This is a genomic window from Dokdonia sp. LLG6352-1 (assembly GCF_045055815.1).
GTDB classification, from domain to species: Bacteria; Bacteroidota; Bacteroidia; order Flavobacteriales; family Flavobacteriaceae; genus Dokdonia; species Dokdonia donghaensis.
Genome location: NZ_CP159329.1, coordinates 2,361,406 through 2,382,891, shown reverse-complemented (window position 1 = coordinate 2,382,891; position 21,486 = coordinate 2,361,406). Strand labels below are relative to the sequence as shown.

At 39.5% G+C, this 21,486-nt stretch carries 13 protein-coding genes; 8 read left to right on the top strand and 5 right to left on the bottom strand.

Going from position 1 to position 21,486, the window contains the following annotated elements:
• The first annotated feature begins 11 nt into the window (after positions 1 to 11).
• Complete coding sequence (locus ABVM49_RS10660; RefSeq protein ID WP_405201862.1) at positions 12 to 572, top strand: type 1 periplasmic binding fold superfamily protein; 561 nt, start codon at positions 12 to 14, stop codon at positions 570 to 572.
• Between the two features lie 40 nt (positions 573 to 612).
• On the opposite strand, the gene ABVM49_RS10655 is transcribed toward ABVM49_RS10660, so the two are convergent.
• Positions 613 to 2,253: an NAD(P)H-hydrate dehydratase gene (locus ABVM49_RS10655; protein WP_405201860.1), complete on the bottom strand. Its 1,641-nt coding sequence runs from the start codon at positions 2,251 to 2,253 to the stop codon at positions 613 to 615.
• A gap of 331 nt (positions 2,254 to 2,584) precedes the next feature.
• On the opposite strand from ABVM49_RS10655, the gene thrA reads away from it, so the two are divergent.
• A complete protein-coding gene (gene thrA, locus ABVM49_RS10650; RefSeq protein ID WP_405201858.1) occupies positions 2,585 to 5,020 on the top strand; it encodes a bifunctional aspartate kinase/homoserine dehydrogenase I in 2,436 nt (811 codons plus the stop codon).
• A 7-nt stretch (positions 5,021 to 5,027) separates the two neighbouring features.
• Positions 5,028 to 5,984: a homoserine kinase gene (locus ABVM49_RS10645; RefSeq protein ID WP_405201857.1), complete on the top strand. Its 957-nt coding sequence runs from the start codon at positions 5,028 to 5,030 to the stop codon at positions 5,982 to 5,984.
• Positions 5,985 to 6,047: 63 nt separating this feature from the next.
• Here the strand turns inward: ABVM49_RS10645 and ABVM49_RS10640 are convergent, their stop codons facing one another.
• From ABVM49_RS10640 to ABVM49_RS10630, 3 genes are all read right to left on the bottom strand, one after another.
• The gene (locus ABVM49_RS10640) at positions 6,048 to 7,337 is read right to left on the bottom strand and encodes an amidohydrolase family protein (RefSeq protein ID WP_405201855.1); all 1,290 of its coding nucleotides are present in this window, start codon (positions 7,335 to 7,337) and stop codon (positions 6,048 to 6,050) included.
• 1 nt (position 7,338) lies between these two features.
• The gene (locus ABVM49_RS10635; protein WP_405201853.1) at positions 7,339 to 10,299 is read right to left on the bottom strand and encodes an amidohydrolase family protein; all 2,961 of its coding nucleotides are present in this window, start codon (positions 10,297 to 10,299) and stop codon (positions 7,339 to 7,341) included.
• An 89-nt stretch (positions 10,300 to 10,388) separates the two neighbouring features.
• Entirely contained in the window at positions 10,389 to 11,465 is a 1,077-nt protein-coding gene (locus ABVM49_RS10630) for a DUF3810 domain-containing protein (protein ID WP_405201852.1), read from the bottom strand.
• Positions 11,466 to 11,575: 110 nt separating this feature from the next.
• Here ABVM49_RS10630 and ABVM49_RS10625 point away from each other — a divergent pair, with 110 nt between their 5' ends.
• The gene (locus ABVM49_RS10625) at positions 11,576 to 13,177 is read left to right on the top strand and encodes an FMN-binding glutamate synthase family protein (RefSeq protein WP_375251817.1); all 1,602 of its coding nucleotides are present in this window, start codon (positions 11,576 to 11,578) and stop codon (positions 13,175 to 13,177) included.
• Positions 13,178 to 13,256: 79 nt separating this feature from the next.
• A complete protein-coding gene (locus ABVM49_RS10620) occupies positions 13,257 to 13,775 on the top strand; it encodes a hypothetical protein (RefSeq protein ID WP_405201851.1) in 519 nt (172 codons plus the stop codon).
• Here the strand turns inward: ABVM49_RS10620 and ABVM49_RS10615 are convergent, their stop codons facing one another.
• Positions 13,776 to 15,872, bottom strand: a complete 2,097-nt coding sequence (locus ABVM49_RS10615; protein WP_405201849.1) for a M1 family metallopeptidase — start codon at positions 15,870 to 15,872, stop codon at positions 13,776 to 13,778.
• Positions 15,873 to 15,954: 82 nt separating this feature from the next.
• Between ABVM49_RS10615 and recG the strand changes: the two genes are divergently transcribed.
• The 3 genes from recG to pheT all read left to right on the top strand — a co-directional run bounded on the left by recG (position 15,955) and on the right by pheT (position 21,460).
• Positions 15,955 to 18,057, top strand: coding sequence for an ATP-dependent DNA helicase RecG (gene recG / locus ABVM49_RS10610; protein ID WP_405201848.1), 2,103 nt, complete (start codon positions 15,955 to 15,957; stop codon positions 18,055 to 18,057).
• Positions 18,058 to 18,137: 80 nt separating this feature from the next.
• Positions 18,138 to 18,728 carry a DUF4377 domain-containing protein gene (locus ABVM49_RS10605; protein WP_405201846.1) on the top strand — a complete coding sequence of 197 codons (591 nt, stop codon included), beginning with the start codon at positions 18,138 to 18,140 and terminating at the stop codon, positions 18,726 to 18,728.
• A gap of 305 nt (positions 18,729 to 19,033) precedes the next feature.
• A complete protein-coding gene (gene pheT, locus ABVM49_RS10600) occupies positions 19,034 to 21,460 on the top strand; it encodes a phenylalanine--tRNA ligase subunit beta (RefSeq protein WP_405201844.1) in 2,427 nt (808 codons plus the stop codon).
• The last annotated feature ends 26 nt before the right edge of the window (positions 21,461 to 21,486 follow it).

The window sequence follows — 21,486 nt, the reverse complement described above, 5'->3', positions numbered from 1 at the left end:
ACACACAAACAATGAAAAACTTTAGAAATTACACACTTATCGCCCTTACTGCCATTAGCCTTGCAGCTTGTTCTAGTGATGATGACGGAGATATTCCAGAAATAATCAACGAAGAAGAGGTAATAACAACCTTAAATCTTACACTACAGTCTGGCGCAGAAACGATCGTTCTTACATCACAAGATCTTGATGGAGATGGTCCTAACGCACCTACAATTACAGTCTCTGGCAACTTAGATGTAAGCACTGTTTATAACGGTACTGTAGAGTTTCTTAACGAAACAGAAAGCCCAGCAGAGGATATTACCGAAGAGGTAGAAGAAGAGGCAGATGAGCACCAAGTATTTTATACACCGAGCTCTGGAGTAGATGCAGCGATTGCATACGGTAACTTTGATAGTGATAACAACCCGCTTGGTACTGTAATAACACTTACTACTGGAGCAACTGCTGGTACAGGTACACTTACAGTTACCCTACGTCACGAGCCTACTAAGCCTAACGATGGAACGTTAAGTGATGCTGGTGGTGAAACAGATATTCAAGTTACTTTTCCTGTTACTGTTGAGTAATGTAAAGTAAGTATACTTTTATTATTTTATGATGTATGTCCTACTGTTGCGGTGGTGCCTGTGCTCCTTCTTGTTCTGGTTTTTCAAAAAGACTCATTACTGCTCTTCCTAAAAACTCTGTTACATCTCCTGCTATAAGTCCTTCTATACCGTATTGATTTACGGCAACATCTGCTGCTAGACCGTGAAAGTACACTCCCATCATTGCTGCCTCCATAGGGTGGTATCCTTGTGCTAGATGTCCAGTAATGACTCCTGTAAGCACATCTCCAGTTCCCGCTGTAGATAGACCTGGATTACCTGTAGTGTTAATATAAAGCTGCATATCATACACTGTAATAGTATGTGCTCCTTTTATAACTATGATAACATTATGATTTTTTGCAAACTTTGCTGTTTTCTCTAGCTTATCAAAGTCGTCATCCCACTTCCCTACTAGCCTCTCTAATTCTCCTGGATGAGGTGTGAGTATAGATAATGCAGGTACTTGCTTCATAAGTGCAGGTCGCTTTGCTATTATGTTTATAGCATCTGCATCAATAACTAGTGGTGATTTTTGTGATTTTAAGAACGACTCCATCGCGGCAACAGTTTTCTCATCTGTTCCCATACCTGGACCTATAGCAATAGCATTTGCCTCTGTCTGAAAGTCTATCTCTTCAAAAACTTTTCCATTAAAGTTATCCGTTTCAACCATTACTTCTGGTAATGCTGTTTGTAAGATAGGTACCCCTATTTGTGGTACATAAGCAGTTACAAGGCCACTTCCAGCTCTTAGTGCAGCCTTACTGGCAAGCTGTACTGCTCCCATTTTACCAAAGCTTCCTCCTATAATTAAACTATGCCCAAACATCCCTTTATGAGTATACTGTGAGCGACCTTTATACATTTGCTGTATTTCGGGTTTGCTTATGAGCTTCACATTTGTAGGTGTGGTTGCTAGATATTCTGGGTCCAGACCTATATCAATAGTATCCCACATATTTATATACTTCCCTGTTTCTGGTAAAAAGAAAGCAAGCTTAGGAGACATAAAACTCAATACAAAGGTGGACTGTACAACAATATCATCCTTCTCTAAGCCTCTGTCTGCATACATTCCTGAAGGTATATCTATAGATAATGTATAGGCTTTAGACTCATTAATCTTTACAAAGAGTGCTTTTACCCAATCTTCTGGACATCTATTAAGTCCTATTCCAAAAATTCCATCTACCACGATATCTTGCGGACTTATCTCTGGAAAGTTTTCTACTCCCTTAATTATCTCAGGCCATTTTTTTACTTCATTTTTGAGAGCTTCATATGCCTTTAAAAAATCTGTAGATCGCTTATCGTTACAATCTACAATGTATGTATCTACGTTATAGCCATTTTTAAGTAGTAATCTTGCTATAACTAAGGCATCACCACCATTATTACCTATACCACAAAAGACTTTAATAGGTACTGGCTGTCCTTGCAATCGTTTATGCATCCACTCATATACATAACCTCCGGCGCGCTCCATTAGGTTATAAGATGGTATACCCTCCTTCTCTATTGTTACTTTGTCTGCTTCGTATAGTTGTTTAGAACTAAAAATCTTCATAAGTATAGGTGTTAATGAGCGTCTTTGCTCACAGTCATTAGTATAAGTAAGTGTATTATCAAAATAATGATAAGATCTATGTTCTATCATTAAATAAGAGAGAAAACTTTATAGAAATTATCACATTTACAATAAAGCAAGGATTGTTTATGGTTATTTATGATATCCGTAAAACTAAATTCTCTGCATTGCCTGTTTAGGTAAAAGTAATACATTTACTTCATCACAGACAAGATGATCGAAGCACAAAACATAACTACTTTTTATACTACCTCTATTACTATAGGTACAATTACCCCTATGGGGTATTCTGTATATATATCATTCATTTAGTTTCCGTAGTCGCGGGACACTCTTCACACACAAAAATTAGATTTATTCATTAGTTTTTACTCAGGTAAAAATGACAAAGCATTTGTATATGCGTGTATTAAAATTTGGAGGCACTTCTGTAGGAAGTGTAGAAAACATAGAAAAAACAATTGCCATCGTGGCAAACCAGGCAGCTCAAAGTCCTGTAGCCGTAGTCGTGTCTGCCCTAGGTGGTGTAACAGATTTGTTACTAAAGGCTGGAGCACTAGCAGCCAAAAAAGAAGAGAGCTACAAAGATATTCTTAAAGAAATCTCTCAAAAGCATTTGTCATTTACTGAAACACTTACTGGTAATAACCAAGAAGCTCTCAAAGCGATTACTTTACAAATGTCGCACCTAGAGGATTTACTCAAAGGTATCTATCTTATAAATGAACTCTCTTCAAAAACCTTAGATAAACTAGCCGCTTATGGCGAACTTACAAGTAGCTACATCATAGCCGCTGCATTTGAGCATAAAAGTATAGATGCAAGTCTTAAAGATAGTAGAGAACTTATTATAACAGATGCAAACCACACAAAGGCCGGGGTTCTTTATGAGATTACAAACCAAAACATCACCACATATTTTGCTGAAAAGAAAGCAAAAATCACCGTTCTAGGCGGATTTATCGCACGTACAGAGGCAGGTGATACAAGTACACTAGGTCGTGGAGGATCAGACTTTACAGCAGCAATTATAGCAGCAGCCCTAGATGTAGAGCAACTAGAAATCTGGACAGATGTAAGCGGTATGTTTTCGGCAAATCCAAAGCTGGTAAAACAGGCAAAACCCATACAAGAAATCTCGTACCACGAGGCTATGGAGTTATCACATTTTGGGGCAAAAGTACTCTACCCTCCTACCATTGTACCTGTATTGAGTAAAAACATACCTATCCATATTAAAAATACAATGGCTCCAGAAGAGCCCGGTACACGTATAGGTAATCAAGACACCGCACACCCCAACCCTATTAAAGGAATATCACACATAAGTGATGTAGCTTTATTAACTCTTGAGGGAGCAGGTATGGTAGGTATATCTGGTATCTCAAAACGTTTGTTTGAGGTACTATCGCAACAGCAAGTTAATATCATACTCATTACTCAAGCTTCCAGTGAGCACAGTATCTGTATAGGTGTGATGGAGGCAGATGCCTTACGTGCAAAAACAGCGATAGAAACAGAGTTTGCTTACGAAATATCGTTGCATAAAATTGACCCGGTAATTGTTGAGACGTCTCTAGCAATTATCGCGCTTGTAGGTGAATCTATGAAAAGTCATCAAGGCATCTCAGGAAAAATGTTTTCTACCCTAGGTAAAAACAATGTAAACATACGCGCCATTGCTCAAGGAGCAAGTGAAAAAAATATCTCTGCCGTGATTGCCGAGAAAGATGTAAAAAAAGCACTAAACAGCTTGCACGAAGTATTCTTTGAAGGTAACCGTAAGCAAATAAACCTATTTGTAACAGGTGTAGGTAACGTAGGTGCAAAGCTTCTTGAGCAAATTAACAATCAAAAGCAATACCTTAAAGAGCACCTCAACCTCAACATAAGAGTACTAGGACTCTCTAACAGTCGCAAGATGCTCGTATCGCAAGACCCTATAGATCTCAATAACTGGGAGGCACAACTAGATGGGGGAGAAAAAGCAGATATTTTACGCTTTCGCGAAAGCGTAATAAACCTGAACCAGCGCAACTCAGTTTTTGTAGACATCACCGCAAATGAACCTGTGGCAATGGCATATGAGGAATACTTAAGAAATAGCATTGCCGTGGTTGCTTGTAACAAAATAGCCGCCGCAGGTAAGCAAGAGTATTATGCAAATCTAAAAAGGCTTAGCCGCAAGTACAACGCTCCATTTAAATTTGAGACTAATGTGGGCGCAGGACTGCCTATAATAGACACCTTGCAAAACCTTATTGCCTCTGGTGATAGAATTACTAAAGTGCAAGCTGTACTCTCGGGAAGCTTAAACTTTGTTTTTAACAACTTTAAAAGTGGTGGTAGCTTTTATGATGTGGTACAACAGGCCAAAGAAGAAGGATATACAGAGCCAGACCCACGCATAGATTTAAGCGGTGTAGATGTGGCACGTAAAATTCTAATACTAGCTAGAGAAAGCGGTCTTGAGCTAGAGCTAGAAGATATTGTAAACACACCTTTCTTAACCAAAAACAATCTCGAAAGTACAGACGTTCCTCACTTCTTTGAAACCCTTAAAGAAGATGCAGCACACTTTGAAAAACTAGTTGCCGAAGCTACAGCAGCTGGCAAGCGCCTTAAGTATGTAGCCCAGCTAGATAATGGTAAAGCAAGCGTAGGCTTACAGTCTGTAGGTTCAGACAGTCCGTTTTACAACCTCGAGGGGTCAGATAATATTGTGCTTTTTTACACAGCACGTTATCCAGAGCAACCGCTTATTGTAAAAGGTGCGGGTGCAGGTGGTGACGTTACCGCCAGCGGACTCTTCAGCGATATCATAAGACTTAGATAATTTTAATATGTCTCAACAAACACATAAAGAAAGCGCTAAAACTCGTGATGAGGTACGCATTTTTTGCCCCGCAACTGTTGCAAACGTAAACTGCGGTTTTGATTCGCTAGGTTTTGCCCTTGAGGGCATAGGTGATGAGATGGTGTTTAAAAAAACTACCAAAAAAGGCGTTACTATCACAAAAATTACGGGTGACGATTTACCTATGGAAGCGCATAATAATGTAGCCGGCGTGGCAGGTAATGCAATGCTAGAAGGCATACAAGCAGATTTTGGCGTAGCTATAGAAATTCATAAAAGAATACGATGTGGTTCTGGTATAGGCAGCAGCAGTGCAAGCGCGGCTGGGGCCGTTTACGGTATCAATCAATTACTTGATGAGCCATTATCTAATCTTGAACTCACTCGTTACGCAATGAAGGGTGAAGCACTTGCAAGTGGTAATGAACACGCAGATAATGTGGCTCCTTGTATTTATGGAGGTACAACGCTGGTTACCGGCTACTCCCCTCTTAAAATTATAGCGCTCCCACCTATGGAAACGATATACGTAGGTATACTGCACCCGCATATTACCATAAAAACCAAAGAAGCAAGGGAGATTTTGCCCAAAACGGTACCTCTTGCAGATGCCATTAAGCAATCACAACATCTAGCAGGTTTTGTCGCTTCACTATATGAATGGGATAAAGAACTTTTTACCGAGAGTATACAAGATGTGCTTGTAGAGCCCCACCGCAAGCAATTGATTCCGCATTTTGATGAGATACGCACTATTTCTAAAGAGAACCAATGCATTGCCTTTGGCATATCTGGTAGCGGGCCTAGTATGTTTTGTCTCGCTTTCGCGAAAGCGCATATAGACTCATATCTAGCTAAGAGTGTAGCCTTGTATCAAGAAAACGGTCTCCAAGTAGACAGCTACTCCAGCCGAATTTCTGGCGCGGGTTGCCATATCATATAATACAATAAAAAATGCCGAGCAATTGCCCGGCATTTTCTTTGGTTGGATTGTGAAAGTAATTAATTATTCATTCTGATCATACTTCTCTGCATATCGCTTTGCAAGCTTAGTCTGGTGTGATTCTAAACTAATATCACGACCTTGTATAAAGGCTCTAGATAGATTGTTACCTCTCATATCTAACGCATTGCCATCACTTATAAAAAGTGTCGCATCTTTACCAGGCGCTAGCGTACCGGTTGTAGAAGCTATCCCCATAATCTTAGCAGGATTTAAAGTAATCATTTTAAGTGCATCTTCATCGCTTAACCCAAATTGTGTTACTTGACCTGCATAAAATGGCAGGTTACGCACTTGCCAGTACTCTGCATCATAGCCTAAAGCTACAGTCACACCTGCATCTGTAAGTAACTTTGGTAATTTATAAGGCAGGTCATAATCGTGATCTTCCATAGATGGTAGTCCTTGTACACGTTGTAGTATCACAGGTATGTTTGCCTTAGCTAGTTCTTCTGCTACCTTATAAGATTGGTATCCTCCTACAAGTACTACATTAGTAAGTTGCATCTCTTTGGCAAATGCTATCACATCAAGAATTTGCTTTTGGTCATTTGCACTTATATATACTCTTTGAGTACCGTTAAAGACATTCTTCATCGCATCAAAAGGTAAGTTTTTAGTTCCCTTAGCTTTACTGTAAGCTCTTGAGTTGTTAAAAAACATTTTAATCTTATTTATATCCTCTTTATATGACTTGTTAGGCTTATAACCAGGCTCTTCACCTAGCCACCATCTACCGCGACGCATTGTACGAGGCCAGTCCATAAAGATACCTTCATCTGTTTTATAAGCTGCATCTTCCCAGTTCCAAGCATCTAGCTGCACTACAGAAGAGGCTCCAGAGATGGTCCCTCCTACAGGTCTAATTTGTGCCATAAGCACTCCGTTAGGACGCATAGATTCTACAACCTTAGACTCTGCATTATAAGCAATGATACCACGTACGTGTGGGATCATCTCTCCTATCTCATCATCATCATTAGATTGTCTTACTGCGCCTACCTCTACAAGGCCTAGCGTTGTGTTTGTTGCTATAAAACCAGGGTATACGTGTTTACCTGTGGCATTTATCACTGTTCCCTTTGTGGCGCTACCACCACTTTGAATTGTAGATATTTTACCATTTTCAAAAACGATAGTGGCATTATCTATTACGGTCCCATCACCTATGTGTGCTGTTGCTCCCGTTATTGTATAAGCAGTTGCTTGAGCTGGTGCAGGTGTTTGTTGTGCATTTGCTGTTGCTCCTAAAAGGAAAACAACGGCTACTAGTAATTGTTGTAGTGTTTTCATCTTAGTAAATTGTTTGTTCTGTATCACAATGCATACGTTGTTTTTCTTTCTTTCTTGCCGGTTGTGTTTTTAAGCCTTTGTTCTTTTCTGCAAGCATCATTGCAGTAAGTTGTGCTTTTTCTTTTTGTACCGTTGCGCGTAGTTCCTTATCCTTTTCTATATCAAAGAATACTTTTCCTTCTATTATAGTCTTCTCTGCTCTAGCTTTTATACTAAGCGGGTGATCTGACCATATAACGATATCTCCATCCTTACCAGGTTTTAGACTTCCTGCACTATCATCCATATGTAAAAGCTTTGCTGGATTTAATGTGACCATTTTCCAAGCGTCCTCTTCTTCAATACCTCCGTACTTATAGATTTTTGCAGCTTCTTGATTAAGACGTCTTGACATCTCTCCATCATCTGAGTTAATGGCTACTGTAACTCCTGCTCTGTGCATAATAGCAGCATTATAAGGAATCGCATCGTTAACCTCATATTTATAAGCCCACCAGTCTGAGAAGGTAGATCCTCCTACGCCGTGCTTTGCCATTTTATCTGCAACCTTATAACCTTCTAGTATGTGTGTAAAGGTGTTTACATTAAAACCAAACTGCTCTGCCACCTTCATTGTCATATTAATCTCGCTCTGTACGTATGAGTGACAAGAGATGAGACGCTCCATATTAAGAATGTCAACTATAGTTTCCATTTCCTCATCTACACGATACGGTTGTCCACTACTCTTCTTTGCTTCATATTCTTTACCTCTTGTAAAGTAGTCTACAAAAACCTGCTCTACTCCCATTCTTGTTTGAGGAAATCTTGAGTAGCTATTCCAGTTTGCTTGTTTTACGTTTTCACCTAATGCAAACTTGATAAACTTCTTGTCCTTAATTACCATTTCATCTATAGGTGCTCCCCACTTAAGCTTCATCACTGCGCTCTGTCCACCTATTGGGTTTGCAGATCCGTGTAGTAACTGGATGGCCGTTACACCACCAGCTAGATTGCGATAAATATCAGAATCATCTGGATTAACCACATCACTCATACGCACCTCTGCTGTAGAGTTATGACCAGACTCGTTTATTGCAAAAGCAGCAATATGTGAATGTTCATCTATAATACCAGAAGTAACGTGCTTACCTGTACCATCTACTACCATCGCTCCTCGCGCTGATAGATTTTTTCCAACTGCACTTATTTTTCCATCTTTGATTAAGACATCTGCATTCTCAAGAATACCCTCTGCCTCATTTGTCCAGACTGTTGCGTTTGTGATTAAAATATCTTGTTGCTTAGGACGTGTTTCATAACCAAAAGCCATATTAGGATATGTAAGTGGCATAACATCTAAGGCTTTATCACCACCTTTTTCATCATCCTTAGCTTCACTTGCCTCTAAAGCTGTCTTTCTAGAGGTAAAGTTTTTTTCTGTTCCATCTGGAAGAATTGCTTTACCATTAAAACCATTTGCATCTGCTCTAGCAACAAGTCTTATAAACTTACCTTCGGCTTCTTTAAAAGTAACTGTAGCCCAGTCTTGTTTATAAGCAAACTCGCTTTTTACTTCTTCTCCTCCTTTTTTCAAAGTTGCTTTTGCCTTTTCAGTTGAGTTTTTTACTTCTAGATTATAAGTCGTACCGTTAAGGTTAATTGCATAGTTGCCATCTATGTTTACTGTAGTCATATCTTTAACTACATTTTTATTACCCTGAATCCAGTGCTCAAATAATTTTGTGTCTTGTTCAAACACCTCTCCAGAAGTAATCATAAAGTTTGCCCACGCTCCATTTTTAAGAACACCTATCTCACCGCTCTTACCTACCATTTGCGCTGGTATCGTAGTAAGTGCTTCTAGCGCACGCTCTTTTGAAAGACCATACGTAATCGCCTTCATAAGGTGCTTTTTAAAATCCTTTGGTGATTTATGCTTAAATGTAGTAAGTGCAAATGTCACTCCAGCATCTTGTAATGCTTTAGGGTTTGTAGGTGCTTGATTCCAGTGCTTCATATCAGACAGCGCTACATATTCGGCAGCATATGGATCTTCCATATCATAGGCATCTGGAAATTTAAGTGGCAAGATCATTTTACGATTCATTGCCTGTACCTCACCTATACGCTTATACTCGTCTCCGCCTGCAACTATTACGTAGTCTATCCCAAATTGATCTCCTAGCTTATCTATACGTAAGTCGTCATAAAGTCCATCACCTTCAAAAAATTGCGGTAAGGTTTTATTTCGCGTAAGCGCTTCAAGAGACATATCCTTTGTATCTACATTTCCTTTCTCATACCAGTCTAGGTCGTGTTGTACTTGACGTAGTAAGGCTGTAGCTCCCATTTTTGAAGAAGGGTATGCTTGTCTAGAAGTAACGCTCTTGTCAAAAGAAAAATATTGAGCAAGACGCTCCTCCATTACTCGATTTGCCGTATTACCATCATTGTTAAGAGCAATAAGTGCTCCCGTACCACGAGCAATACCATCGTGTTGTAAGGTTGCTACTACGCCAAAACCTGCGTTTATATATTCGGTAGCCTTCTTTTTATCATACTCAAAGTCGTCATAGCCATTTTGTTCTGAGAGAATATGATCGTTCCAGTATCCTCCCTCTCTCGAGTTGTCATATTGAGAAGCACGACCAGAGCCTCCTGCCCTCTTAGGCTTTGCAATACCAAAATTTGTATAGATATCTACAAAAGATGGATAGATGTGCTTACCATCTAGGTCTACCACAACAGCATTTGCCGGGTACTTAGATGATTTACCTACAGACACTACTCTACCATTTTGCACCACTAGGGTACCTTTCTTAATAGTTTCGCTTGGTGTGCTGTGTATTGTGGCGTTTTTAAACACCGTGTAGTTTTCATTTTTGGACTTAACACCAGCATTTGCTGGAAAGTAATCTTGCGCATACATTGTAAATGAACAAGTTACCAGCCCTAAGACAAGTAATTTTTTAAAGAACATATTTAGATTGTAAATTATTTAGTTCTTAAAGATAACTACCTTGTTAAGCAAGCGTTAAGGTTTAATAAATATTTAAGAGACTTTTAACATCAAAAAGTCTCAGGAAACTGCTTGTCATAGTTCACCAGTAATGCAACCATATAACTGTAGCTTTCTAAACCACCCGGCTGGTTATTTGCCTTAAGGTAGTTACTATAAAAGAGATCAAATAAGGGCTCAAGCGGGTTATCCATCTCATCCCAAAAGTCTCTGGAGAGTTGATACTGTGCTAGTATACCAGGATGTACCTTACTTTTTAATAAATTACCTAGCTCTTTGTCTCGGCGGTACACATCATTAAGGCAATACCTAAGTGCAAAAATACTTCCCGAGTATTGAAAATGTATATTCTCATTATTAAGCGTAGCCATAACTGCCATAAAGTTTGCCTCATTTTCTTTGGCAAACCCTAGCTGGTGTGCTTGCTCGTGACAAGATATAACAGGCCACCTGTGAGCAGGTACCATTCCATTTATTTGCGCCTCATTTGTAATGGGGTTGAGATAACCACTATATCCCATAACAGATAGCGGATATCGCAATAATGAGTTTTTTATACTTTTAGGAGGGTATTGCAAGGAAGGAAACTTCTGTTGTAAGGCTTCATAGCCGTTCAGAGTTTGATTAAATATTTCCGCTTTCGCGAAAGCGTAATTAACCACCGCACTATCATTTACAGCAAGTGCCTTGTGTAATCTATTGCTATTATTAAGAAGTTTTTCTGTAAGTGACACGAGCTCTTGTGTGGTATACTCATTATCTATTGACAAGGACTTGTGTAGTGGTAAGCGGTAATAATTCATCCCCCAAAGAATGTGAAATGCAAAATATACAATAGAAAGCATCGCAAGGGTCCGTAGTAAGAATGACTTGATGGTCTTAAATCTATTTCTTATCAAGATTACAATCTCACGTACCGCAAGCACTATTAAAACCGCATACATAATATCTCCAAAGGAAAAAGGCAGCCACCCAAAAGCATATCTAAAACCTTTTGAAATCACAGGGTATATCCCATTACTGTACCATTGCTCTACAGCTTGTGGATATAAAGCTAGTAGTCGTACAACGAGCATTTGTACAAATAATAGTAATCCAATTATGAGGGTTATGCGATTCTTTTTCAAGCGATATGATTTAAATTCGTCACAATTTACAATGTGTGTTTAACAAAGTTGACTTAAAAATTACAATTCAAATTGCTTCTAGTCGTATTTTAGTAAAAAAAATATAGTTTATGGATTCTATTTTATCATTCTTAGGTGCAATTTCTTGGTGGATGTGGCTCATACTCGTTGTAGTACTTGTAGCTATTTATGACACCTTTATACAGAAAAAGCATATTATTTTAAAAAACTTCCCTGTAGTAGGCCACTTTAGATATATGCTTGAAAGTATAGGTCCAGAGCTACGCCAGTATATTGTGGCAAATAATCGTGAGGAACTACCCTTTAACCGTATAGAACGCGGGTGGATTTATGCCTCTGCAAAAAATGAAAATAATTACGAAGGTTTTGGAACAGACCGTGATATTAACCAGTCTCATTACATTTTTATAAACAATGCGATGATGCCTTATAAGGTAGAAAAGGATCACCCTAATGCAAAAGATCCATACTTCCTAGCGTGTGCAAAAGTAATGGGAGCAGGAAGAAGAGCACGTCCTTATAGACCTAGTTCAATAATTAATGTAAGTGCGATGAGTTATGGTAGCCTTTCGGCGAAAGCTATAGAGTCTCTCAATCGAGGTTGTGCAAAGGCTTATGCATATCATAATACTGGTGAGGGTGGGTTATCTCCATACCACAAAAAAGGCGGTGATGTTGTTTTTCATTTTGGTACAGGATATTTTGGTGTGAGAAGTGAAGAAGGTGGTTTCTCAATGCCTAAAATGAAGAAACTCGTTTCAGAAAATCCGCAGGTGCGTGCCATAGAGGTAAAACTCTCTCAAGGTGCAAAACCAGGGAAAGGAGGCGTTTTACCAGGGTCTAAAATCACAAAAGAAATCGCAGAGATACGCGGAGTAAAACAAGGCGAAGACGTCTTATCCCCTCCTAATCACAAAGCATTCTCAAACGTACCAGAACTTGTAGATTTTGTAGAAGGTATTGCAACCGAGACTGGATTACCCGTAGGTATTAAAGCCGCTATAGGTAAACTTGATGCCTGGAGAGAGCTTGCTCAAGTTATGGCAAGCACTGGCAAGGGGCCAGACTTTATTACAGTAGATGGTGGTGAAGGTGGTACGGGAGCTGCGCCACCTAGTTTTGCAGACCACGTAGCAGTGCCTTGGGTATATGGATTTTCTGATATTTATAAAATCTTTAAAGAATACAAACTCACAGATCGTGTAGTTTTTATAGGCTCTGGCAAGCTAGGCTTCCCAGCAAAGGCTGCAATGGCGTTTGCTATGGGCGTAGATTGTATAAACGTAGCACGTGAGGCAATGCTTGCTGTGGGTTGTATACAAGCTAAAGTATGTCACAACAACACCTGTCCTACAGGTGTTGCTACACAAAACAAGTGGCTGCAGCGTGGTATTAACATAGAAGACAAAGCAGAGCGAACACACTACTACTTTAAAAACTTTAAAAAGGAATTACTAGAGATTACTCGTGCCTGTGGCTATGAGCACCCAGCCCAACTCACAATGGATGATGTAGATATCAACCTAGGTGATAAAAACCTAACGCAAACCCTAGCAGATGTTTATGGTTACAATAAAGTAGCTGTTCCTTTTAAAAGTACAAAAGCACTTATGAAGTGTCCAGACCTAGGTGGAAACTACAATAAAAAAGAAGTAGCCAAAGAAATAGATATGGATGACGTGCGTTATTAACGTCTCTCAATACATTGCACATACTAAAAATAGTGTACACTAGTTATAAAAATAACCAGCTTTAAACCCAATACAACCAATGACTCAAGACCTAACAAACCTTGCTTTTAACCTTCTTCCAGCCATAGTTGTAGCGCTACTAGCCTACTACTTCTTTAACCAGTTTACAAAAGAACAAGAAGGACGTCGTCGTTTTTTATTACATAAAGACAATCAGGCAAACGCGCTACCACAAAAACTACAAGCCTACGAGCGTCTTACACTATTTCTAGAGCGTATCTCTCCTGGCAAACTAGTTACACGTGTAAAACCGTATAATGATGATCCTAACGATTATGAAGCACTGTTACTGCGCACAATAAATGAAGAATTTGAATATAACCTAGCGCAGCAAATTTATGTAACACAAGAATGCTGGAACGTAGTGCGCACGGCAAAAAGTAGTACTGCCGCCATCATACGTAAGACTAATATGAGCAGCAGGGTTGCATCTAGCGATCAACTGCGTGAGACATTGCTACGTGATCTTATGGACAGCGTAGCGCCTAGTGAGACTGCGCTACAATATATAAAGCAAGAGGTAAGCGAGATAATCTAGTTACAACACATCTACCCGCTTTAGATAGGCAACTTCCTTTTCGGTAAGGGTGGCAGCAAATTCTTTTATGATTGCAAGATTCTTAGGGTTTTTAAGTTGCTCTTTGAGTAGTTTTCTTGCGCTTTCGCGAAAGCGCCATACGTGATGTACACTCGCCTCTACGAGTGCTTGTAAGCTTTCCTTTTCAAAAGAGCCTAACTGGCGCAGGTAGTTAAAGGCATTTTGTCGCAACTGGTAAGGTTGTTCTGGTTGTGTGTAACTTATGAGTTCTTGATATCGCCCAAAAGATTGTGACGGCTTATACTCTGGTGTTGCCAGTGATAATGCTAGCCATAAGGTACGTAAGTTCCCGTCTTGAAACCCAAACTGCCCATCCATCATATCAAGCACCTTGCGTTGTGATGCAGGATCATTGCGCTGCTGGTGGTACACCCATAATTTAATCATTGCCTGCTCGCGGGTGACATAGCTATCATCTTTAAGCAACTTGTAAAAATCTGTAGCCAGTGATTTGGGTACATTTTCTAGCGATGTAGCTACAGCCTGACGTATAAAGACGTTATCAGAACTTATAGCTTGTTTAAAAACAGGCAGTGTCGCGTTTATAGATTCTTGAGCCGCTTGGTATACCGCCTCTTGCCCTAGGTAGTCGTTACCAGAGGTTACAGCATCCATAAGTTGTGTAAACTTATTTGATAACGGAGCTTCTCTACCTGACTGTAATCTAAAGTACTGTTGCATAAATTCGCTCTTTTTAAGCGACTGTAAGGCATCTTCTGCTTGAAAAGCAGACTGGTATAACCAGTTCTTCTTAAAGTCTGTGAGATCTACCGTAGCTAGCGCCTCAACCTCTGTCATAAAATCTTCTGTAGATACATTTTTATATGCATACTTTTTAAGATAATTCTGCACAGCGAGATCAAAGGTGTTTGCCCCTACTCGCTCTCGTAATATGTGTATTGCCCAAGCACCTTTTTGATAATAGGTAAGACTACTTCCTCCAGAAGCGACAAGCTTTTGCCCCTTGCCTTGATCGCTTAAAGCTCGTAACTGCTCTGCAGTCTCAAAGAGTTTAAAATAAAAATAGTCATCCCCAAAGATCTCGCGTTCGGCGAGAAGTGCATAGTAAGTGGCAAACCCCTCCTGTAGCCAGTGGTGCTCACTTTTAGTTTCTGTCACAAGATCTCCAAACCACTGGTGTGCAAGCTCGTGTGCATTTACGTTTACATAATTACGATCTGTAAAGCCTATTGCATTTACCATAAAATCGTCAGAAAAGATGGTGCAACTCGCATTCTCCATACCTGCATACAAGAAATCTTTTACAGGTACTTGCTTATACACCCTAAAAGGAAACGGCACGCCTATTTTACGTTCTAAAAAGTCAAAAACCTCCTTGGAGTATCTATAAGTAGCTTCTACCTGCAACGAGTCTTCTGGATAATAGTAATATTCTAAAGGTACACCAGACGCGGCGGTAGCTGTTTTTACATCATAATTTCCCACCACAAGCGCCACGAGATAACTTGCTATAGGTTTTTCCATATCAAATTCTGAAACTAGCACATTATAATCCTTTAATGTTTTTGCAGCTACGCCATTTGCAATAACTGTATGCCTATTGTGTCCCGTCACTTTAAGATCAAATATGATTTTATCATTCATATCATCTATACTAGGCAGCCAGTGTGAGGTATACTTACCTTGTCCTTGCGTCCAGAACTGCTCACTCCCATTGTTATTTACAAAATATGCAGCCTGTGAAGGTTGCACTGAGTAGTCAAAAGTTGCTTTATAGGTCACCCCAGCTTTAAACGTCCCATTAAAGACTATGGTAGTATCTGTTGTACTTATAGCAAACGCAGGTGTTTTATCTACAAGCTGCATCGCCTTTCCATCCATCACAACTTGATTTACGTCTTGTAATGCGGTAAAGGTTGTAGTCACTTTTCCTAAAACAGATTTTGTGTCAAAATCAAGCGATAAGGAAGCGGTAACTTCCTTAAAATCAACGGTTTTGGTTTGAGCAGATATTTCTTGGGTATACGCTTTCGCGAAAGCGGACAACGTTATAATAGCGAGCAATAGGTATTTCATATACTCAAAATAACAACTTTTGAGCCAGTATCTTTTATACAGGCATTCGAAAATTTGAGTTAAAGGCTTATTTTTACTTTTAATGAATCCCACATTTTTACAAACTCCCATAGATTACCTTAAAGGCGTAGGTCCTAACAGAGCAGACTTATTGCGGTCTGAGCTAGGCATACACACCTTTCAGGACCTAATGCATCTTTTCCCGCACAGGTATATTGATAAAACGCGCTATTATAAGATAAGCGAGCTTGAGCGTAGCAATGCAGAGGTGCAGATTATAGGGAAGTTTACCAGTATGAAAATGATAGAGGGCAAAGGTCGCAGGCTTGTGGCAACCTTTAGAGATGATGGTGGACAGATGGAGTTAGTATGGTTTAGAGGTCATAAATGGATCAAGGAGGGTATCAAGATGAATACGCCTTATGTGATTTTTGGAAAATGTAATTATTACAACGGTAAATTCTCGATGCCACATCCAGAGATGGAACTGCTTTCTGAGCACGAGAAAAGTATACGATCTGCAATGCAACCCGTGTACCCATCTACCGAAAAATTATCTAATCGTGGCATCACAAATAAGGTGGTAAATGGAGTGATGCAAACCCTCTTTATGGAGGCAAAAAATCACCTCTTTGAGAGCCTCTCAAAACCCCTTGTTACAGAGCTCAAATTAATGCCAAAAAGAGAGGCACTTTTAAACGTTCATTTTCCGCAATCTCAAGAGCATCTTGCACGTGCTCAATACCGATTAAAATTTGAAGAATTTTTTTATATCCAGCTACAACTTGCCTTTAAAAATGTAAACCATAAGACTAAAATAAAAGGATATCCTTTTGAGAAAGTTGGTCCCATTTTTACAGAGTTTTATAATGACCATTTACCCTTTGAGTTGACCGGTGCACAAAAACGTGTTCTTAAAGAAATACGTCACGACCTAGGTACAAATGCACAAATGAACAGGCTTTTACAGGGAGATGTGGGTTCTGGGAAGACCATAGTAGCGCTTATGTCAATGTTAATAGCACTTGACAACGGTTTTCAGGCTTGTTTAATGGCGCCTACTGCCATCCTGGCAGTGCAACACTATCAAGGATTATTAGAATTATGTAAAGAACTGAATACCAGTATTTCATTACTTCAAGGTTCAACTAAAGCTTCAGAACGTAAAATCATACACGAGCAGCTAGAAAATGGTGAGCTAGACATCCTTATAGGTACACACGCTCTACTAGAAGACAAGGTAAAATTTAAGAATCTTGGGCTCGCAGTGATAGATGAGCAACACCGTTTTGGGGTAAAGCAACGCAGTAAGTTATGGCACAAAAATGAGTACCCACCACACGTACTTGTGATGACCGCCACCCCTATCCCCCGCACCCTTGCGATGACCGTTTATGGTGATCTAGATGTGAGTGTAATTGATGAGTTACCACCGGGCAGAAAAGCCATAAAAACGGTACATAGATATGACGCAAATAGACTCAAAGTTTTTAAGTTTATAAGGGACGAAATTGCCCTAGGTAGACAGGTCTATATTGTGTACCCATTAATACAAGAATCTGAGGCGATGGATTACAAAGATTTGATGGATGGCTACGAGAGTATTTCTCGTGAATTTCCGATGCCAGAATATCAGATTTCTATCGTGCACGGAAAGATGAAACCAGACGATAAAGAAATTGAAATGAATCGCTTTATAAAAGGTGAAACTCAAATTATGGTCGCCACAACCGTAATAGAAGTTGGCGTAAATGTTCCTAACGCTTCTGTGATGATTATTGAGAGTGCAGAGCGTTTTGGGCTAAGCCAGTTACACCAGCTGCGTGGTCGTGTAGGTCGAGGTGCAGAGCAAAGCTATTGCATCCTTATGACCAGCCACAAACTCTCTAGCGATAGCAAAGTGCGCCTAGAGACAATGACACGCACTAATGATGGCTTTGAAATAGCAGAGGTAGATCTCAAGCTACGAGGTCCAGGCGACATTACAGGAACCCAGCAAAGTGGCGCGCTCAACCTTAAAATAGCAGATATTATACGTGACAATGACATTCTTAAAGTAGCCAGAAGCTACGCCTGGCAACTGGTAAAAGACGATCCTAAGTTTGAGAAAGAAGAAAACCAGATCATACGCTTTATGTATGCCCAGATGATGAAGTTTAAAAATATCTGGAGTTATATCTCTTAAGTATTCAAACATAACAATCGCTTAACATACTGTAGCGCAACCTTATGCTCATCACTTCATCTTAATTAAAAGATACCCTTATGAACATTAGATTCACCCTTACGCTTTACACAATAATCGCAATATTACTGGCAAGCTGCTCTACAGATGACAGCGTTAACACAGAAGAAGACAATCGTATTTTTATAAATAATACTACACTAGAGTATAAGCATTACAAAATTACCGCTACTGCTCTAGACAACGGACTCTTTAATCTAGTGCGTCCTGAAGACGAAGAAGACTTTTTTATACTTTACGGAGGCGTAAATGGCTTCATACCAGAATTAGGCACAAATTATACGATAGCTGTGGCAAAATATTCAGTTCCAAACCCTCCTGCAGATGCAGGTAGCACAGAGTATGACTTTTTAAGGATTATTGAGCAATCTGAAGGGTCTACAACAGAAACTTTTGACCTAAGATTGCTTACTCAATACAGCGATACACAAGATACTTTTATCACATCAGACAGTAGTAGTAATTATGCACTACTTAATGATATTACTATAGACTGCAATACCGTATGCGAGCAACTTGAACCTACATTAAATGAATTTGAAACTCTCTATGGTACCTTCTCAAGAAACAGTGATAATAGTTACAAACTGCTAGACACTTATATACAGTAGCTTAGTCCTCACAGCACTCTAGGCATACTGTTTTTAGGCACACACCACTATATGCCACCTCACACTCTAGTAAATACCTACCTCTTTTTCAGTCAAGCGATTACCCAACGACTTAGTAACAACAACTTTAAAAAAGACGTGATAATCACTTTATTATGCAAGTACAAAATATGTGATTATAAGTAGTGAAATGGGGATATATACGCTTTCGCGAAAGCGTAAAAAACTACACAGATACTACCTCTTCTCCTTTGCCTACTTGCTTACTTATCCTATATTTGCCTACTTCAAAAAGCTTCATTTTTATGAAAATTTCTTACAACTGGTTAAAGCAGTTTATTGATATAGATTGGGATGCCGAAAAAACTGGCGAACTCCTAACAGACCTAGGTCTAGAGATAGAAGGTATAGATACATACCAAAGTGTAAAAGGCGGTCTAGAAGGGATTGTAATAGGTCACGTGCTTACCTGCGAGCAACACAGCAATGCAGACAAGCTTAAAGTAACTACGGTAGACATAGGTGCTGAGGCTCCTGTACAGATAGTTTGTGGTGCGCCAAATGTAGCTGCAGATCAAAAAGTACCAGTTGCAACTATAGGCACTATGCTATACACAGCAGAAGGTGAAGCGTGGAAAATTAAGAAAGGAAAAATACGTGGTGAGGAATCTCACGGTATGATCTGTGCAGAGGATGAGCTAGGTCTAGGTATGAGTCACGATGGTATTATGATACTAGACGAGGCGCTTGTACCAGGAACACCAGCTGCTCAAGTTTTTGAAATAGAAAATGATCAAGTTTTTGAAATAGGCCTCACGCCTAACCGTGCAGATGCTATGAGCCACTGGGGTGTTGCCCGTGATCTCAAAGCTGGATTGTTACAAAAAGAGATAAACAAAGGACTTATCACTCCATCTACTTCTTCTTTTAAAATAGAAAAGCGTGTACATAAAATAGATGTAGATGTACTAGACTCAGAAAAAGCACCACGCTACGCGGGAGTTGTGATAAGCGGTCTTAAAGTAGGAGACTCGCCAGAGTGGTTACAACACAGACTTAAAGCTATAGGCCTCTCGCCTATTAATAATATTGTAGATGCGACTAATTATGTACTTCACGAGCTAGGGCAACCGCTACACGCCTTTGACCTTAGTAAAATCACTGGAGAAAAGATTGAAGTACGCACACTAGAAGCTGGAACAAAGTTTACGACACTAGATGGTGTAGAACGTGAACTACACGAAGATGATCTTATGATCTGTGATGCAGAGAAGCCTATGTGTATTGCTGGAGTTTTTGGCGGTTTACATAGTGGTGTTTCAGAAAATACAAATGCCATCTTTTTAGAAAGCGCTTACTTTAACCCTGTAGCAGTACGTAAAACAGCAAAGCGCCACGGGCTTAATACAGACGCATCTTTCCGTTTTGAGAGAGGTATAGATCCTAATATTACTGAGTATGCGCTTACGAGAGCTGCCATACTTATTATGGAGATTGCCGGTGGAGAGATTACAAGCGAGATAGTAGACATCTACCCAAAAAAGATAGAAGACCAGCAGGTGTTCTTAAACTTTGATAATACTACAAAACTTATAGGTCAAGAATTACCTCGTGAGGTGATTAAGGAAATATTAATGTCACTAGATATTAAAATTAATAATGTAACAGAAAGTGGTATAGGTATGACCATACCAGCTTTTAGAAACGATGTAACTAGAGAGGCAGATGTTATAGAAGAGATACTACGTGTATACGGTTATAACAACATCTCTTTTGGCAACAAGCTTAATGCTACCGTATCATCTACCTCAAAATTTGATGATCACAGAGTAAGTGATGTAGTGGGTAATCAACTCGCGGCACAAGGTTTCTATGAGATGATGGCAAACAGCCTTACCACTCCAGCTTATACTGCTCTTTCTGAAAATTTAAAAGAGGCATATAATGTAGAGATGCTTAACCCGCTAGGTAAAGAGCTTAGCGTTATGAGACAGTCTATGCTGTTTTCTGGACTTGAGGCAATCTCGTATAATATAAATCGTCGCCGTAGTGATCTCAAGCTTTTTGAGTTTGGAAAAACGTATCACAACTACCCTGGTGAGCGCAAAGAAGATAAGCACCTTGCCTTATTTGTAACAGGTAATCGTACAGATGAGTCTTGGGCAAATACAAGCGCACCTACTAACTTCTTTTACTTAAAAGGAGTCGTAACAGCGTTACTTGAAAAGTTAAATATAGCTCGACTACGTAGTGCGAGTGTTAAGAATGATTTATTTTCTGAAGCGGTAGGTTTATCTCTTGGAAAACAAGAAGTGGTAACCTACGGTATTGTAAAGAAAAGTGTTTTAAAGAATTTTGATATTTCTCAAGACGTATACTTTGCAGACTTTAACTGGGATGCGGTCTTAGAGATTGCTGCTCGCAACAAAGTAGTGTTTAAGGAAATACCAAAATACCCTGCCGTAAGACGTGACTTTGCTTTGTTACTAGATACAAAAGTTCAGTTTGAAGAAATTGAAACCATTGCAAAACAAACGGAAAAGAAACTTCTCAAAGACGTAAACCTTTTTGATGTATACGAGGGTAAAAACTTGCCAGAAGGAAAGAAAAGTTATGCTGTGAGTTTCTTATTACAAGATGAAAACAAAACACTTACAGATAAGAATATTGACAAAGTGATGAACAAACTGCAACAACGTTTTGAAAAAGAACTAGGAGCAACACTTAGATAATCACTTTACAAATTACTTCAAGTCCC

What these genes read in the sequence shown, in the direction of transcription:
- ABVM49_RS10660 (WP_405201862.1), top strand. Translation starts at nt 12, where the DNA reads ATGAAAAACTTTAGAAATTACACACTTATCGCCCTTACTGCCATTAGC.
- ABVM49_RS10655 (WP_405201860.1), bottom strand. Translation starts at nt 2,253, where the DNA reads ATGATAGAACATAGATCTTATCATTATTTTGATAATACACTTACTTAT.
- thrA (WP_405201858.1), top strand. Translation starts at nt 2,585, where the DNA reads ATGCGTGTATTAAAATTTGGAGGCACTTCTGTAGGAAGTGTAGAAAAC.
- ABVM49_RS10645 (WP_405201857.1), top strand. Translation starts at nt 5,028, where the DNA reads ATGTCTCAACAAACACATAAAGAAAGCGCTAAAACTCGTGATGAGGTA.
- ABVM49_RS10640 (WP_405201855.1), bottom strand. Translation starts at nt 7,337, where the DNA reads ATGAAAACACTACAACAATTACTAGTAGCCGTTGTTTTCCTTTTAGGA.
- ABVM49_RS10635 (WP_405201853.1), bottom strand. Translation starts at nt 10,299, where the DNA reads ATGTTCTTTAAAAAATTACTTGTCTTAGGGCTGGTAACTTGTTCATTT.
- ABVM49_RS10625 (WP_375251817.1), top strand. Translation starts at nt 11,576, where the DNA reads ATGGATTCTATTTTATCATTCTTAGGTGCAATTTCTTGGTGGATGTGG.
- ABVM49_RS10620 (WP_405201851.1), top strand. Translation starts at nt 13,257, where the DNA reads ATGACTCAAGACCTAACAAACCTTGCTTTTAACCTTCTTCCAGCCATA.
- ABVM49_RS10615 (WP_405201849.1), bottom strand. Translation starts at nt 15,872, where the DNA reads ATGAAATACCTATTGCTCGCTATTATAACGTTGTCCGCTTTCGCGAAA.
- recG (WP_405201848.1), top strand. Translation starts at nt 15,955, where the DNA reads ATGAATCCCACATTTTTACAAACTCCCATAGATTACCTTAAAGGCGTA.
- ABVM49_RS10605 (WP_405201846.1), top strand. Translation starts at nt 18,138, where the DNA reads ATGAACATTAGATTCACCCTTACGCTTTACACAATAATCGCAATATTA.
- pheT (WP_405201844.1), top strand. Translation starts at nt 19,034, where the DNA reads ATGAAAATTTCTTACAACTGGTTAAAGCAGTTTATTGATATAGATTGG.